The organism is Polaribacter pacificus, assembly GCF_038024035.1.
GTDB classification, from domain to species: domain Bacteria; phylum Bacteroidota; class Bacteroidia; order Flavobacteriales; family Flavobacteriaceae; genus Polaribacter; species Polaribacter pacificus.
On sequence record NZ_CP150664.1, the window covers coordinates 2,357,474 to 2,373,859 of the forward strand.

The 16,386-nt window shown below is 34.8% G+C and carries 13 protein-coding genes and 1 tRNA gene; 7 read left to right on the forward strand and 7 right to left on the reverse strand.

Annotated elements, in window-relative coordinates; translation table 11 throughout:
- Nucleotides 1–52 precede the first annotated feature (52 nt).
- On the reverse strand, nt 53–418 hold the full coding sequence (locus WHC90_RS10730; protein WP_188598460.1) for a BlaI/MecI/CopY family transcriptional regulator: 366 nt from the start codon (nt 416–418) through the stop codon (nt 53–55).
- Nucleotides 419–539: 121 nt separating this feature from the next.
- Here WHC90_RS10730 and WHC90_RS10735 point away from each other — a divergent pair, with 121 nt between their 5' ends.
- Nucleotides 540–1,175 carry a peptidylprolyl isomerase gene (locus WHC90_RS10735; RefSeq protein WP_188598461.1) on the forward strand — a complete coding sequence of 212 codons (636 nt, stop codon included), beginning with the start codon at nt 540–542 and terminating at the stop codon, nt 1,173–1,175.
- 28 nt (nt 1,176–1,203) lie between these two features.
- On the opposite strand, the gene WHC90_RS10740 is transcribed toward WHC90_RS10735, so the two are convergent.
- Together WHC90_RS10740 and WHC90_RS10745 are read right to left on the reverse strand one after the other, a co-directional pair.
- On the reverse strand, nt 1,204–3,534 hold the full coding sequence (locus WHC90_RS10740) for a S9 family peptidase (protein WP_188598462.1): 2,331 nt from the start codon (nt 3,532–3,534) through the stop codon (nt 1,204–1,206).
- 69 nt (nt 3,535–3,603) lie between these two features.
- On the reverse strand, nt 3,604–4,995 hold the full coding sequence (locus WHC90_RS10745) for a dipeptidase (RefSeq protein WP_188598463.1): 1,392 nt from the start codon (nt 4,993–4,995) through the stop codon (nt 3,604–3,606).
- Between the two features lie 112 nt (nt 4,996–5,107).
- On the opposite strand from WHC90_RS10745, the gene WHC90_RS10750 reads away from it, so the two are divergent.
- The 4 genes from WHC90_RS10750 to WHC90_RS10765 all read left to right on the forward strand — a co-directional run bounded on the left by WHC90_RS10750 (nt 5,108) and on the right by WHC90_RS10765 (nt 7,905).
- Nucleotides 5,108–5,189: transfer RNA gene (locus WHC90_RS10750), tRNA-Leu, on the forward strand.
- A gap of 359 nt (nt 5,190–5,548) precedes the next feature.
- Nucleotides 5,549–6,214 carry a hypothetical protein gene (locus WHC90_RS10755; RefSeq protein WP_188598464.1) on the forward strand — a complete coding sequence of 222 codons (666 nt, stop codon included), beginning with the start codon at nt 5,549–5,551 and terminating at the stop codon, nt 6,212–6,214.
- An 84-nt stretch (nt 6,215–6,298) separates the two neighbouring features.
- Nucleotides 6,299–6,535: a GlsB/YeaQ/YmgE family stress response membrane protein gene (locus WHC90_RS10760; protein WP_188598465.1), complete on the forward strand. Its 237-nt coding sequence runs from the start codon at nt 6,299–6,301 to the stop codon at nt 6,533–6,535.
- Between the two features lie 134 nt (nt 6,536–6,669).
- A complete protein-coding gene (locus tag WHC90_RS10765; protein ID WP_188598466.1) occupies nt 6,670–7,905 on the forward strand; it encodes a DEAD/DEAH box helicase in 1,236 nt (411 codons plus the stop codon).
- Between the two features lie 62 nt (nt 7,906–7,967).
- Here the strand turns inward: WHC90_RS10765 and WHC90_RS10770 are convergent, their stop codons facing one another.
- The 4 genes from WHC90_RS10770 to WHC90_RS10785 all read right to left on the reverse strand — a co-directional run bounded on the left by WHC90_RS10770 (nt 7,968) and on the right by WHC90_RS10785 (nt 14,047).
- Nucleotides 7,968–9,710: a M14 family metallopeptidase gene (locus WHC90_RS10770; protein ID WP_188598467.1), complete on the reverse strand. Its 1,743-nt coding sequence runs from the start codon at nt 9,708–9,710 to the stop codon at nt 7,968–7,970.
- A gap of 13 nt (nt 9,711–9,723) precedes the next feature.
- Nucleotides 9,724–11,352: a M14 family metallopeptidase gene (locus WHC90_RS10775; protein WP_188598468.1), complete on the reverse strand. Its 1,629-nt coding sequence runs from the start codon at nt 11,350–11,352 to the stop codon at nt 9,724–9,726.
- 111 nt (nt 11,353–11,463) lie between these two features.
- A complete protein-coding gene (locus tag WHC90_RS10780; protein WP_188598469.1) occupies nt 11,464–11,907 on the reverse strand; it encodes an acyl-CoA thioesterase in 444 nt (147 codons plus the stop codon).
- A gap of 19 nt (nt 11,908–11,926) precedes the next feature.
- Nucleotides 11,927–14,047, reverse strand: a complete 2,121-nt coding sequence (locus WHC90_RS10785) for a carboxy terminal-processing peptidase (protein WP_188598470.1) — start codon at nt 14,045–14,047, stop codon at nt 11,927–11,929.
- A 365-nt stretch (nt 14,048–14,412) separates the two neighbouring features.
- Here WHC90_RS10785 and surE point away from each other — a divergent pair, with 365 nt between their 5' ends.
- On the forward strand, nt 14,413–15,183 hold the full coding sequence (gene surE / locus WHC90_RS10790; RefSeq protein ID WP_188598471.1) for a 5'/3'-nucleotidase SurE: 771 nt from the start codon (nt 14,413–14,415) through the stop codon (nt 15,181–15,183).
- 22 nt (nt 15,184–15,205) lie between these two features.
- A complete protein-coding gene (gene lpxB / locus WHC90_RS10795) occupies nt 15,206–16,315 on the forward strand; it encodes a lipid-A-disaccharide synthase (protein ID WP_188598472.1) in 1,110 nt (369 codons plus the stop codon).
- Nucleotides 16,316–16,386: the final 71 nt, after the last annotated feature.

Genomic DNA, 16,386 nt, shown 5'->3' on the forward strand with positions numbered 1-16,386 from the left:
TCCTAGAAAGAGCAGCAAGCAACAGATTGATTTAAATAAATACCAAAACATCTTATTTATTTTTTATTTGATGATCTATAATTGTACGCAATTCTTCTAATTCTTCTTTTGTTAGATTCGTTTCTGAGGTAAAAAACGAAGCAAACTGAGGAGCAGAATCATTAAAGAAGTTTTTAATCAATCCATTTACATGCTTTGAAAAATAATCCTTTTTAGTTACCAGAGTATAATATTCTCTCGCTTTTCCGTGCAAGGTATAATCAATAAAACCCTTGTCATTCATTCTTTTTAATAGTGTAGCAACTGTTGTTGTAGCAGGTTTCGGTGCTGGGAAATCTTCTAGCAAATCTTTCATAAATGCTTTTTTGCGTTTCCATAGCAATTGCATTACTTGTTCTTCGGCTTTTGATAGTTGCATTCTTCTTTATTTTAACGGTTAGCTCTACAAACATAGAACAAAAATTTTAATTCTACAAATGTAGAGTTAAAAAAGTTGAGAACTTTAAGTATCTTTGGGGCTCACCACATAAAAAAACAATATGCGTTTACGTTCTACTCTCTATTTGATTTTCAGTTTATTGCTGATTTCTGCTTGTACTCCTAAAAAATTTAAAGCAAGCTGGACCAAAGAGAAGGCACCTGAGTATTTTAAGGCGCGTTTTGAAACAACACAAGGATCGTTTGAGATTGAAGCCAAACGCAGTTGGTCTCCTTTGGCGGTTGATCGTCTGTATCAGCTAATCACTCATGAGTTTTATACAGATATGGCCGTATATCGTGTTGTCCCTAATTTTGTGGTTCAATTTGGTATCAATAATGATAGTATACTTAATCAAGGGTGGAACAGCTATGGGTATCAAGATGAGCCCGTACTCCAAAAAAATGATTCTATGACTATTGCTTTTGCAAGAGATGGTCAACAAAGTAGAACGACTCAATTGTTTATCAACTTAAAGGATAATCATCGATTAGATAGTATTCATTATAATGATGTGACTGGGTTTCCTGTAATTGCAAAAGTGATAAAAGGAATGGAAACCGTACACAAGTTTTATGGAGATTATGGAAATGACCTTGCCTTAAAACAAGATTCTATTAACAAGTTTGGAAATGCTTTTCTTAAAGAAAACTATCCCAAAGTAGACTATATTAAAAAAGCCTATTTGATTAAATAGGCTTTTTTTTAATAGTATTTTGTTGGGTTTAGTCTAAACTAAAGCCTTTGGCAGGCTCAGCATCTAATAGATGTGTAACAAAGTAATCCCAGCGTTTTCTGGTCATATAATTGGTCATATTTCCATAGCCATGTCTTTGGTTTGGGAATAAGATCATATCAAAATCTTTATTTGCTTCGATTAAAGCTTTTACAACTAACATGGTGTTTGATGGAGGAACATTATTGTCCATAGATCCATGAGTAATTAATAATTTACCTTTTAAGTCTTTAGCAATTAATTGATTGGCTTGGTTGTCATAGTTGGTTGTTCCATCTCCTTTTCCTTCCATGTTTCCTTCTACTAATAAACCTTGCCATTTTTCACCCCAGTCTGCTTCGTAGTTTCTGTTGTCGTGGTTTCCTGCACCAGAAACAGCTACATCATAAAAATCTGGATAAGCAAACACAGCTCTTGTAGAAGCAAAACCTCCTCCAGAGTGTCCCCAGATTCCAACACGTTCTGTGTCCATTCCTTTATATCTTTGAGCCAATTGCTTGATGGTTGTAATATTATCTGGCAACCCATTATCTCCCATGTTTCCGTAATAGGCATCATGGAATGATTTTGACCTAGCAGGTGTTCCCATGGCATCAACAGCAACAACAACAAAACCAAGTTCAGCTACTGCTTGGAAGTCTCTCCAAACAGCCTTAAAGCTATAGTTTCCTACACTTCCTGATTGTGGACCAGGATAAATATAATTTAATACAGGGTATTTGTTAGATTCGTTGTAGTGACTAGGTAAAAATAATACACCGTATAAATCTGTAGTTTCATCTCGAGCCTTTGTGGTAAACTCTACAGGAGCTTGCCAGTTTTTAGCTTTTAAATCACTAATGTCTGCAGTTTCTAATTCAATGATTTTATCTCCATTGCTATTTCTTAACACAGAAACAGGAGGCGTTGTTGTGGTAGAATAAGTATCTACAAAATAATCCATAGACGGAGAAAAGCTTATTGAGTGTGCTCCAGCATCTGGAGTAAGGTTCTTTAAGTTTTTACCGTCAAAACCAACTTTGTATAGGTAATCGTGGTATGGATTACCAGCTTCTTTTCCACCTGCGGTAAAGTAAACTGTTCTGTTTTTCTCGTCCAAATGCTTGATTTGTTTTACGAGCCAATCACCAGAGGTCATCTGATTTTTTAGCTTTTTGCTAGTAAGGTCATACAAGTAAAGATGTCCCCAGTTTGATTTTTCTGAATACCAGATAAACTCGTTAGAATTAAAAAGGACTCTCCAGTTTTCTGCTCTAACTCCAGACTCATAATAGGTGTCAACCTCTTCTTTGTGAATCGATCTTACAGCACCTGTATAGGCATTTGCAATCTGTAAATGCGCAATTTTATGATCTCTAGAAGATGATACAAAAGCAAATTCAGATCCATCTTCTTTCCATTGTGCATCTAGCAATTCACCGCCTCTACCAGCGATATGATCTGTGGTGGTTCCTCTTTGGAAATCTTTGCCCATTTTTAAGCGAACAGTTCTGGGTCTTGCTCCTAAGTGAATAATGATACGCTCTATGGTAAAGATTGTTTTATCTCCCGGTAAAGGATGTTTCCATGCTTCTAATCTAGGATGTCCAACATCTGTAGAAGTTAAATACATTTCACCGACACCTCTAGCATCTTGTTGAAAAGTTGCAATTTTATCAGAATTTGGAGACCATTTTAAAACAGGTCCGTCATTTTTTGTCCAACCAGCGTTGTTGGTTGCATATCCATAATCTTTTTGACCATCAAAAGTTAACTGAGTTTTTTTATTAGTGTTGAGGTCTCTTACCCAAAGATTGTAATTGTATATATAAGCTGCCAATTTTCCATTTGGAGAAATAAATTCATTTCTGTTTCTCGGAGCACTGGCTTTTGTTTTTAATTCTGATACGCTATAGTTACTTAAATTACAGGTATATGCTGTTCTTGCAATGTTAAAAGTTAAGGTTTTAAAGTCTTCTGAAAGTTTTACATTAGAAATAGGTAAGTTGTTTGCTTTGATAGTTCTCCCAGTAGATTTAGAGAGGCTTTGAGCTAGTTTTTCATGATCAAAGGCCGCTTTTTTCTCTTTTGATTGTGTATTTGCCAATACAAATTTAGGTCCTTCTTTTGTGTTGGTGGTATAGAGCATTGCGTTTTGACCAACCCAATTTGTAGCACTAACCTGGTTGTAGACCAATCTGTTTAAATCTCTGCTCATAAAAGAAGCAGCTTTTTCATATTCTTCTACGGTAAATTGTTTTTTCTCTGAGGTAGAGGAGCAACTAAGTAGGGTTGCGGTTAGTCCAAAGCAGACTAGAGCCTTAAAGCTTGTGATTTTCATTAGTTTTGTTTTAGTTGAGTGTATAAAAATAGGATAAAGACCTGTTTTTTTTAGTTAAAAAACCGTTAATTATTGTGTTTTTAGTTCAGTAAAGTGCTTGTAAAACAGCGGAATAGTTTCGATTCCTTTTAAATAATTAAAGACACCAAAATGCTCGTTTGGAGAGTGAATTGCATCAGAATCTAAGCCAAAACCCATTAAGATAATTTTGCTTTTTAAGTGCTCTTCAAACAAGGCAACAATAGGAATACTTCCTCCACTTCTTTGTGGAATTGGCGTTTTGCCAAAGGTAGCCTCATAGGCTTTGCTGGCTGCTTGGTAACCAACATTATCTATTGGAGTTACATAGCCTTGACCTCCGTGGTGAGGTGTTACTTTAACACTAACGGCTGAGGGTGCAATACTTTCAAAATGATTTTTAAAGAGGTTTGTAATTTCTTTCCAATCTTGATTTGGTACCAATCGCATCGATATTTTTGCATAGGCTTTTGAGGCAATTACGGTTTTGGCGCCTTCGCCTGTATAGCCTCCCCAAATTCCATTCACATCTAAAGTTGGTCTAATAGCGTTTCGCTCATTAGTGGTGTAGCCTTTTTCACCATATACTGATTGAATATCTAATGCATCTTGATACTTCTCTAAAGAAAAAGGAGCTTTGGCCATTTCTGCTCGTTCTTCTAGTGATAAGTCCTCTACCTTGTCATAAAAACCAGGAATGGTAATATGATTGTTTTCATCGTGCAAAGAGGCTATCATTTTTGTTAAAATATTAATCGGATTTGCCACAGCACCTCCGTACAAACCAGAATGTAAATCTCTGTTTGGACCGGTCACTTCTACTTCTACATAGCTCAATCCTCTTAAGCCCGTGGTAATAGAAGGGATATCATTTGCAATCATTCCTGTATCAGAAATTAAAATGACATCGTTGGCTAGTTTTTCTATATTTCTAGGCACAAACCAACTTAGACTTTCTGATCCAACTTCTTCTTCACCTTCAATCATAAACTTTACATTGCAAGGTAGATTTCCTGTAGAGGTCATGTATTCTAAAGCCTTTACGTGCATGTACATCTGGCCTTTGTCATCACAAGCTCCACGTGCAAAAATGGCACCTTGTGGATGGTTTTTTGTTGTTTTAATTACGGGTTCAAAAGGAGGAGAATCCCATAAGTTAATAGGATCTGCAGGTTGAACATCGTAATGACCGTAAACTAAAACGGTTGGTAATTTAGGGTCGATTATTTTTTCTCCATAAACAATCGGGTACCCTGGGGTTTCACAAAGTTCAACAAAGTCACAACCGGCTTTTTCTAAACTTTCTTTTACAGCATCTGCCGTATTTAAAACATCTTGGTTATAGGCAGAATCAGCGCTTACCGAGGGCATTTTTAAGAGTTCGATTAGCTCATTTATAAAACGTTCTTTGTTTTTTGTGATATAGTCTTGTATGTTTTGCATAGGTTTTTCTTGTTGTTTATCAAAAATACTAAAATTCCTAAAGAACTTCTTTGCATTTTATGAAGATTGTTTATATTTGCACACCTTTTACAGAAACAGTTTCTGTAATCCTGCAGGCGTGGTGGAATTGGTAGACACGCTAGACTTAGGATCTAGTGCCGCGAGGTGTGAGAGTTCGAGTCTCTCCGCCTGTACTTAGTAAGAAGCTCTTCATAATCGAAGGGCTTTTTTTATGCCTAAAACTTAATGAAAACTTGGGAGAGACGAGAAGTTTATGCTGAGCGAAGTCGAAGTGAGTCTCTCCGCCTGTACTTTGTAAGAAGCTCTTCATAATCGAAGGGCTTTTTTTATGCCTAAAACTTAATAAAAACTTGGGAGAGACGAGAAGTTTATGCTGAGCGAAGTCGAAGTGAGTCTCTCCGCCTGTACTTAGTAAGAAGCTCTTCATAATCGAAGAGCTTTTTTTGTGCCTAAAACTGTTTTGATTATTTTAAATTTTGAAAGGGCCTTTAGTGGACTTTTTTTATTTTTAGTATATTTAGAAAAAAAAATTATGAAAACTAACCTTGCAATGGTATGCTTGGTGTTGCTTTTTTTGTCCCCTTTAACTGCTCAAATTAAACAAACCCCAGCTACTTTTAAAAATGAATCGCTTGCCAAATTTTTAAGTGAAGACATCCTCAGTCGTATTAAAGATATTGATGTCCCTAACGGAAAAGTGACCGTATCGTTTACCATCACTAAAGATGGAGAAGTTGTAGATCCATTTCCTGAGAATTTTAAGGAACGAATTCTTGCTCTCAATGCACTTTTGGCTGTACAGGCCACATCAAAACTGTGGAACCCAACCCTGTCTAATGGAGTTGCAATTGATAAAAAATATAAAATTTTCTTTAATTTTATTGAGGATGTGGAAAAGGTTGAATTAGAGTTTCAAGGTATAGAAGCCTACATGAATAGTGGTAAATATAAAAAGGTATTACGCTTACTAGAAAGGAACAATTTACAATATTCAAATTCATCTACGTATTTTTCCAAACGAGCAGAAGTTAAAAAGAAGTTGAATGACTATGTAGGATTTAAAAAGGATTCAATTAAAGCACAAGAGCTTAAAAATGAAGTTTTAGGAGAGTTGACAATTATTACAAAGGGAAAAATTAAACGTGTTGTAAGTATCGGAGTCGTAGAAACAAAAGATGTTATTCGGAATCAGAATTAGTTAGAATTGTATGATTGGTCATTTTTTTAACTGAAGTGTTTACTTTTTGTATCTTTAAGCATTTAACTTTAATTTTTTGATAGTATGTTATACACAATTTTGATTGGTGCTTTGGCCGGTTTTTTAGCAGGTAAGATGATGCGAGGTGGCGGCTACGGCTTTTTAATGAATGTCGTTTTAGGGATCCTTGGGAGTGCTGTTGGAAGCTGGCTTTTTAATTTGCTTGGTTTTCATGCACTAGATGGAATTTTAGGAGATTTACTTACTGGGGTTATAGGTGCAGCCATTGTTTTGACAGTTGCTGGCTATCTAAAAAAATAAATACAAAAATAGTATTGAAAAAGGAGTCATGAGAGTGTCTCCTTTTTTTTTAAGCTATTGTATAGTGTAATTGTTGTCTTAGGCTTTAAAGTAGCATCACTTTTTACTGTATCTTTGTGCTCTAATACAATTCTATGCAGTTTAAAGAGTTAGCCTTAAACAAACCCATTTTAAAAGCCATCATTGAAAAAGGATATGAAACTCCTACTTTGGTGCAGCAACAAGCCATTCCTCTAATCTTAGAAAGAAAAGACTTGATTGCCTCTGCCCAAACAGGTACTGGTAAAACAGCTGCTTTTGCGCTGCCAATATTGCAGCAATTGTACAGCAAACAAGATGCCTCTAAAAAAGGGAAAAAAATACGTGCCTTGGTGGTGAGTCCTACTAGAGAACTGGCCTTGCAAATAGAAGAAAATTTTAAAAGCTATAGCCGTTATACCAATCTAAGAACTACTGTAATTTTTGGAGGAACTTCTTTTGAACCTCAAAAAGAACAACTTAGAAAAGGTGTTGATATTTTAATTGCTACACCCGGAAGGCTGTTAGATCTTCACAAACAGGATTATATCAATTTAGACTATATAGAAACTTTGGTATTGGATGAAGCTGATTTGATGTTAGACATGGGCTTTATTGATGATGTTAAAAAAATTGAGCGTTTGTGTCCAGAAACGAAACAAACTCTTTTGTTTTCTGCAACCTTTCCATTTAAGGTAGAAGCCTTGGCTAAAACCATATTAAAAGATCCAGAAAAGGTTGAAGTATCGCCAACTTCATCAACAGTAAAAGCAGTGCAACAATGGTTGTATTATGTTCCAAAACCTCAGAAGATAGAACTGTGTTTGCATTTGCTTAGAAACACCATAAAAGGCACCGTAATTATATTTAGACGTACTAAATACGGTGTTGATAAATTAGAAAAGACACTCTTAAGAAACGGATATAAGGCAGATAGCATCCATGGTGATAAAGCGCAGACTTTGCGTCAAGAAGCTTTGCAAAAATTTAAAAATAAAGAGATTAATATTTTAATAGCTACGGATGTTGCCGCGAGAGGAATCGATGTAAAAAATGTCGATGCGGTTATCAATTTTGATTTGCCAAATATTTCTGAAACTTACGTTCACAGAATTGGTAGAACAGGTAGAGCAGGAGAAACTGGGATTGCCTATTCATTTTGCTCTGCTGATGAAAAGGATTATATAGCATCTATTCAAAAGCTAATCAATAAAGAACTTGATGTTGAGGATGATCATCCTTATCCTTTAGATCCAAAAGCCAAACCCGAAGTACATACTTCTAATGGGAGTAAGTACAGAAAAGGACGCAAGTCTGAAGCTTCAAAAAAGAAAAAGAAACGCTGGTATTAAAAAAAGCCTCACAATTAATTGTGAGGCTTTTTTACTTAGTTAAGGTATTTGGGGTAATAAATTTAGTTGCTTTTCTTGGTAACTACACCACCTTTAGCACTATCAACTGTAATCGTGTATTTAGAGTTTCCTTTAACTATCCAACGTATTTTAATAATACTGTTTCCAGGTATGTTTGCCACTCTCATTTTAGCAGGATTCGTTTTTTGCTCTTCTGTTACATTAAAATCATCATCTAAAACATGCATTCCAGCAATTACATTAACACCAGAAATACTTACGTAATCAGGTCTTGTAATTTTGTATTTTAAATCTTGACTTGCATGTGTTGGCATCAAACGATCGTTTTGGATCGATACAGTAATCTCTTTTAAACCACCACTTAATTTTTTCTCTTCTATGGTTGGGATAGAAAGATTAGGCATGTGGTATGCATGGTAAAAAGTAAAGGCCATATTTCTATGAGCTTCTTCTTCTAGTAAAAAACCAGGAGTTGCTCTTCCAAAGTTCTTTTTAAATCCTCCAATTTCTACTTCTCCGTAGGTAGGGTGATTAAAAGTTTTCCAAGAGGTAAACGCATCATTCATTAAAAGATCTTTGTCAAAGTCGTAGGTTTGGTTTCTTCCTCCATTTTTGTCTTTGTAATACGCAAAAGGAGTAAAAATTTCATTGGTAAAGGTGTAAACCCCTCTACTTCCATAAAACCAGTCTAGCTCACCACCAAAAACAGAATACAAATCTTTATATACTGTTAAGTAACGGTATCCAGGAATCATTTTTTCTCCTTTTTTACCAATAGCATCGTAAATACGAATGTCTTGTCTGTTATAGGTAGATAAATCTTCTTGTGCTCCAGGACCACGAAGAATCATACCTCCTGAATTGTGAAAACTTTGTGCACCTGCAATATTTGGGTGTTTTAATACAAAATCAGCTACTGCTCTATTTTCTGGTAAAGAAAAAGGATATTTATACGCTCCTCTTTGGATGTAATCTGGTTGCCATTTCCAACCCCAATCTCTATTTGGGTCATAATACCCATGGGTGTCTTCATTAATTCTTCCATCGCCATCATTATCAATTCCTTCGCTACCTAAAAATTCATAACGTTGAGCAGTTACTACATCATCTGGTCCAACACCAATCATTTTTCTTGGGTCTGTTGGGTCAATAATCATAGTTCCGTTTGGACTCTTTCTTCTCATTTGAGTTATAGAGCCATCTCCGTCTAAATCATCATAACCATCCTCGTCAAACAAACCATCTCTGTCATCATCCAAAGGAATCATTCCAGATCTAGGGCTGCTCCCTGTGTTAGGCTCTTTCATATAATTATTTCTAGCATCTGGATTGATGGTAGGAACGATATAGAAAACACGATCGTTTAACATCTTTGTTATATAATCGTTGTCTCCAAAATTTTCTGTTAAATACCAAGCGGTATAGATAGAAATCTCACCACCTTGAATTTCATTAGAGTGGATGTTACCATCAACATAAAATCCAGGTTTTCTGTCAGCATCTCCAACTTTGTAATTGGTTATGGCTAGCATCCAAATGTCTTTTCCAAATGCAGACTTCCCGATTGATTGTCTTTTTACAAGATTGGGATGTGCATCAGCAATCTTTTTTCCTAAAGCAGCTAAGCCCTCAGAAGTGTAGTATCTATTAAATGATATTTGAACCTTTGGATTGTGTGGTGATCCTGCAGCTCTAAAAATTTCATCACTTTTTTGTGCGTTGATAGCTAGTGGGAAAAGCATCAAAAGCAACAACGATTTGCGAATATATGTTTGTAATTTCATGTTCTTTAAACTTTTATTTTAATTGAATTGTTGCCTTTTTTGTACCAGTATGTGCAGCACCAGCTTCTAAACCAACACTACCTTTTCCTTTAATCAACCAAGTAAATTTCACAGAACTTCCTCCATCAATACTTCCAACAAGAGTAATTTTTCTACCTGTAATAATTTCTTGACCTTTTTGAAGATTAAGGGCTACTTTAATTTTTCGCAACCAACGAGAACGTTTACCCATTTCTGTGTGTGTAGGTAAAATTCCAGCATTGTGAACATCAACAGTGATTCTAGTAAATCCGTTATTTACTTTTTCTACCAGTAAATTTTCTAAGCTAATTGAAGCTTGCATTTTTACTAATTCTAAGATAAAGTCTGTATGCTTATCACTAATCTCTTTAACGTATTTGTAAGGAGGGTTTAGCATCTTGTAAGGAGCAATTCCTCCAACTTCAACTTTTTGATTTGGGAAATCAGGATGATTTACTTGCTTCCAATCAACAAAGCTATTTTTAATACCTTCTTTAGCTGCCCAACGCAAAAAGTTAACATCTGTGTTTTTTGAAGCTTTCTTAATAGAGTCACCTTTAAATTTAGGAACCCACCAACCTGGAGTACTCAAGGCTAGTTTTCCAAAGTGAAAGTAAGACCACTCAAAGAAACTACCTCCATTACCTGTAGAGCTTGGAGCGTCTTTTGTTCCTGTAGTTTTATTGTATTTATCAGATAAAAACTTGTTTAAAGCTGCATCATCTTTTAAAACACTACTAACAACACGTTTTTTTGCTCCTCCAGCATTGTATTTTAATGGAGTAGATAAATTATTTTCTGGACCTAAAGTAATTACAGAATAAATATTCCACTGCTCATATAAAAAGTCTAACAAAGCTCTGTTTTCCTTTTCAGAAACTGGGTGTTCTCCAGCACCTGCAGTAAAATACGGAAAGTCATAGCTAAAGTTTTTGTTAAACTGAATTCCACCTTTTCCATCTTCATTAAAAGATCCGTCTTTATCATTATCTATTCCTTCTGATAAGATTCTGTAAGCTCCTTTTTCTCCTTTGTTAATGTCTGCCTCAACTAAGATACGCTCATCTTCTTTTAATTTGATATAGGTACCAGTAGGGTCTTCAATACGCATCATGGTTATAACACCATCCTTGTTTAAATCATCAAAACCATCTTCATTAAAATCACCGTCTCTATCATCATCTGTACTCTTGGCATTTCCGTTTCCATAGTGCTTTAGCTTTGAAAAGTAATTTTCTGTAGCATTAGGACTCATATTAGGAAAGATGTAAAAAGTTGTTGTTTCTAAGACATCTGCGTGGTTTTTTAGGATGTTTTCAGCAATATTTACTGCCATTTCTGGGCCTAAAAGATACCTGCCGTCTACACCACTTACGATGGCAATAGCTGGTTTGTTTTTTGCATCACCTTTAGATAGGGTAAGTGCTAAGATTTCATGACCTCCAACTGTCCTAGTTAGGGTTTTTAAACTACTACTAGACGAATAGCTTCGCTGTAGGTTCTTAATTTTTTGACTGAGTTTGCTATAGTTACTGTAATCGGTTTGTGCCGAAAGTTGTACGGTAGCTAAGCAGAAAGAAATCCCTAAAAAATAAGATAGGAATGTAGTTTGTTTGCGCATAATAACAAATAATTTAGTTAGTTGTAAAAAAGCCAATTTTAAAAGTGGCAATTCTAAACAAACCTATCTGTTATTTGTGTCTAAACCAAAAAATTAAGTTTTTTTTAACATTTAAGACTTCACAATTATTTCATCAAAATCTGCTGTTTTCTCTAAAGAAGAAAAGAGATCTTTAAATTTTTCTGAAGGAACTGCTAATTTTCTTTTACTTAGGTCGATCCAAGCACCATAAACATTTACGGTAGCCGATAATTTTCCTTGTTCATTAAAAATGTGATGCTCTAATTTCCAGCGTTCTAAATTTTTAGATACTGCTTTTAAGCTAAGGTCTACTGTAATGTTCTCGCCCAGGTGAATTTCTTTATAAAAAGAAGTTTCTTCTTTAAATAAAATAGGACCTAAATTTTCTTGGGCAAAACTTTCTACAGAAAAACCCTGTGCTTTAAAAAATCGAACTCGTACTTCTGCAGCATAATCATTATAGGCCGTATGGCGCATATGTCTATTTGGGTCAAAATCAGCCCATTTTGTGGCAAAAACAACATTAAATTTCATATTCTCTACGCTAAGGGGATTAGTTTTTAACCATTTGGCCTTTGTTTCTCATTTTTAACTGGCTCAATACTGTTAAGGCTTCAGTTACATAGATGTCTTTGGCTAAATTTTTATGCCATGCTTCTCTTTTACTTGCAATCACAGAATCTTTTTGAAGCAAAGGAAGTTCACTTTTTGGTGAGTTAAAACTAAGATGAGAATCAAATTTAAATGCAGTTGTAAACTTTTTTGCAGCATTTTCAAACTGCTTATTGTCTTTAACAAAGTCTTTATAATTTAAAGAATACGAAGTTTTGTCTTGACCTTCTTTTAACCATTTAGCATATTCATTGATCAATTTAAACTGCGAATTTTTCATGATTCGCTCTTTACTTTGATTCACAACTTCATTAAAATTACTATATGAGTTGGCAGTGGTATAATTTGCCTTAGCTACTTTGTCCCATTCAAGTGCTCCTTCAAGATCTCTTTCTCCTACTTTCATGTAGCTGTACTTAGACGGCATGGCTATATCAGAATAAACCCCTTCTTTTTGGGTTGATCCTCCATTGACGCGGTAAAATTTTTGAATGGTCATTTTTAAGAAACCTAAGTCTTTTTCATACTTTGGATAGAATTGGTTGATAGGTAAAATATTTTGTACAGTTCCCTTGCCATAGGTTTGATTACCACCAATGATGACTGCACGATTGTAGTCTTGCATGGCAGCAGCAAAAATTTCTGAAGCAGATGCAGAGAACTCATTTACTAAGATAACCAACGGACCATCCCATTGGATTTTAGGGTCTTCATCATCCTTTACAATTGGGCTTTCTCCTCTATATTTAACTTGTACCACAGGGCCTTTATCAATAAACAATCCAGATATTTCAATGGCGGTTTTTAATGAACCTCCACCGTTATTTCTCAAATCGATTAGTAGGCCTTGTACGTTTTCTTTTTTAAGATTCTCAATTTCTTTTTCCATGTCTTTGGCAGAATCACTGGTGGTTTTTCCGCTAAAGTCAATATAAAATTGAGGTAAATCAATTAGTCCGAATTTTTTTCCTTCGATATAAACAACACTTGATTTTACAAAAGTTTCATCGATGTTTACAATATCTCTGATTAAAGAAATAATTCTAATAGAACCATCGAGTTTTTTCTTTACCGTTAATTTTACCTGAGTTCCTTTCTTACCTTTGATAAATTTAATGGCATCGTCTAAACGCATCCCAACGATATCTAGAGGCTCTCCTTCTGCTTGAGCAACTTTTAAAATGATGTCTCCAGCCTCTAGTTCTCCTTGTTTCCAAGCTGGGCCTCCAGAGATAATGTCTGCAACATGAGTGTAGATGCCTTTTTTCTGTAGGCGAGCACCAATTCCTTCAATTTTTCCAGACATGTCTACATCAAATTTTTCTTTGATGTTTGGAGCCATATAGGTAGAGTGTGGATCAAAACCACTAACAACACTATTTAAAAAAGTAGAAAACCAATCTTCATTATTAAGCTCTTCTATTCTAATATAAAGCTCATCCATGCTTTTCATGACTTCTTTTCGGGCATTTTCTTCTAAGGTTTTAAACGCTGTCTTTTTAAATCCTTTTTGATCCTTTGCTTTTTCTTCTTCTAATTGTTGTTGCTCTTGAATTCTGCTAAGTGTGTTTAGTTTTAATTGTTTACGCCAGTAGTCAATTAATTCATTTTCATTTTTAGCAAATGCTGTTTTTGAATAATCTACTTCTACAATTTCTCTTTTAGAAAAATCAAAAGGCTTTGCTAGTATTTGGCCGTAGTATTTTTTTGCGCTTTTTATTTTATTGGTAAAATGTGCGTAGACCAAATTGTAAAAACTTAAATCTGATTTTTTTATTTGATTGTCAATCTGATATTTATAAACACCAAATTCTTCGATATCTTCTTGAGTAAAATAGCGTTTTGATGGATCTAATCCCTCTATAAAACTATTAAAAACTTTTTCTGAAAAATCATCATCTAAATCTTTCGGTAAATAATGCCCGTTGCTTAGCATATACTTAATTACGGTAATCAAAACTCTGTCCTTTTCAGGGTCACTCTGATTTTTTTGTGGCGTAAAACTTGAAAGCATTACAAAAAGAGCTAAGACTGGGATTAAGATTTTATAACTGTTTTTCATCTGTTAATTTATTATTTTAGTAGGGTAGTCGTCAATTATTATTAGTCCTTGCAAACTACTAAATTATTGACAATTTTACTAATGCTATATGGATTAATTTATTTTGTAATGACACCTTTTAAAATTGAAATTAGGCCTTAAATTAAGGTTTCTGTAGGGGTGTTCAATTTGTTTTTCTTTTAGAATTCAACAAGTCGATGGAAGGTATATTTTATGGATTAATCAAAAGCCTCTTCATCGTCAGTCAATTCACAGTACAATAGTAGTGAAAATTTGAACGAGGAATTCTTTACAAAATGTTAAAAGTGAAACAAAAAAAGACCCCAAAAATGTAGTACATTTGTTAAAATTCTATACTAAATTACATGAAAGAAAGACCCTTAATCCTTGTTACAAATGATGATGGAATTACTGCGCCGGGCATTAGAGCTCTGATAGAAGTAATGAATGAAATTGGTGATGTATTTGTGGTTGCACCAGACAGTCCTCAAAGTGGAATGGGGCACGCAATTACCGTTGATAATGTATTGCATTGTAATTCTATCACTGTAGATGATGGCCCGCAAATAGAGTACAGTTGTTCTGGAACACCAGCTGATTGTGTTAAAATGGCGGTCAATGAAATTTTAAACAGAAAACCAGATTTGTGTGTTTCTGGAATCAATCACGGTTCTAATTCATCCATTAATGTTATTTATTCTGGAACCATGAGTGCAGCCGTAGAGGCAGGAATAGAAGGAGTTCCAGCCATCGGTTTTTCATTATTAGATTTTAAATGGCATGCTGATTTTACTGCTGCTAAAAAAATTGTTAAGCAAATTGTATTAAGTGCACTTCAAAATAAAATGCCAGAAGATACCGTGCTTAATGTAAATATTCCAAACTTGCCAGAAGATCAAATTAGAGGGATAAAAGTTTGTAGGCAAGCAAATGGAAACTGGAAAGAAACCTTTGATAAAAGAACCAGTCCTTTTGGAAAAGAATACTACTGGTTATCTGGAGAGTTTGTTAATAAAGACCGTGGTGAGGATACTGATCTTTGGGCTTTAGAGAATGGCTATGTGTCTATGGTTCCTGTTCAGTTTGATATGACAGCTCACCATATGATTCAAAAATTAAACACATGGGATTTGTAAGTTTCTGATACAAAAACAGCACATGAAATATTATATAATTGCAGGAGAAGCCTCAGGAGATCTACACGGTTCAAATCTAATAAAAGAATTGAAAAAACAAGATCCTACCGCAAACATTCACTGCTGGGGTGGAGACTTGATGCAAGAGGCAGGAGCAACTTTGGTTAAGCACTATAAGGAGTTAGCTTTTATGGGTTTTGTTGAGGTAATTAGAAATATTCCTACGATTTTTAAAAACATCGCTTTTTGTAAAAAAGACATTCAAGAGTTTCAGCCTGATGTACTTGTTTTTATTGACTATTCTGGTTTTAATTTGAGAATTGCAAAATGGGCTAAACAACAGGGGTATAAAACACATTACTATATCTCTCCACAGGTTTGGGCTTCTAGAGCAGGAAGAGTAAAAGCTATTAAAAGAGATATTGATAAAATGCATGTAATTCTTCCTTTTGAAAAAGAATTTTATGCCACGCATCAATTCGATGTTCACTTTGTTGGTCATCCTTTAATCGATGCAATTTCTGGACGTAAACAAGTCTCAGAGCTTGCCTTTAGAAAAGAACACAAACTTGGAGATAAAAAAATTATCGCCTTGTTGCCAGGAAGCAGAAAACAAGAAATTACCAAGATGCTCTCTGTGATGCTTTCTTTGGTTCAAGATTTTTCGGACTACGAGTTTGTCATTGCTGGAGCTCCTAGCCAAGATTATGCATTTTATAAGCAGTTTATTAAAGATGCAAATGTTAAGTTTATCAACAATAAAACCTATGATTTGCTAAGCATATCATACGCAGCGCTCGTAACTTCAGGAACAGCAACCTTAGAAACCGCTTTGTTTAAAGTGCCACAGGTAGTCTGTTATAAAGGCTCTGCAATTTCCTATCAAATCGCAAAAAGAATCATTACACTTAAGTTTATTTCTTTGGTAAATTTAATCATGGACAAAGAAGTAGTCACTGAGCTAATTCAGGATGATTTTAATCAAAAAAGACTTACCAAAGAACTTCATAAAATTTTAGATCCTGTCTATAGAGAACAGTTGTTTCTTGAGTATTATGAGTTAGAACAAAAGCTAGGAGGTAAGGGGGCGTCTGCAACAGCTGCTAAAAGCATTATTTCCGAACTCCAGTAATTCCATAATTTTTTGTAACTTTCATCTGCTATGAAAAGGTTACAGTATTATGTTCCCACCCATTTTTTGGG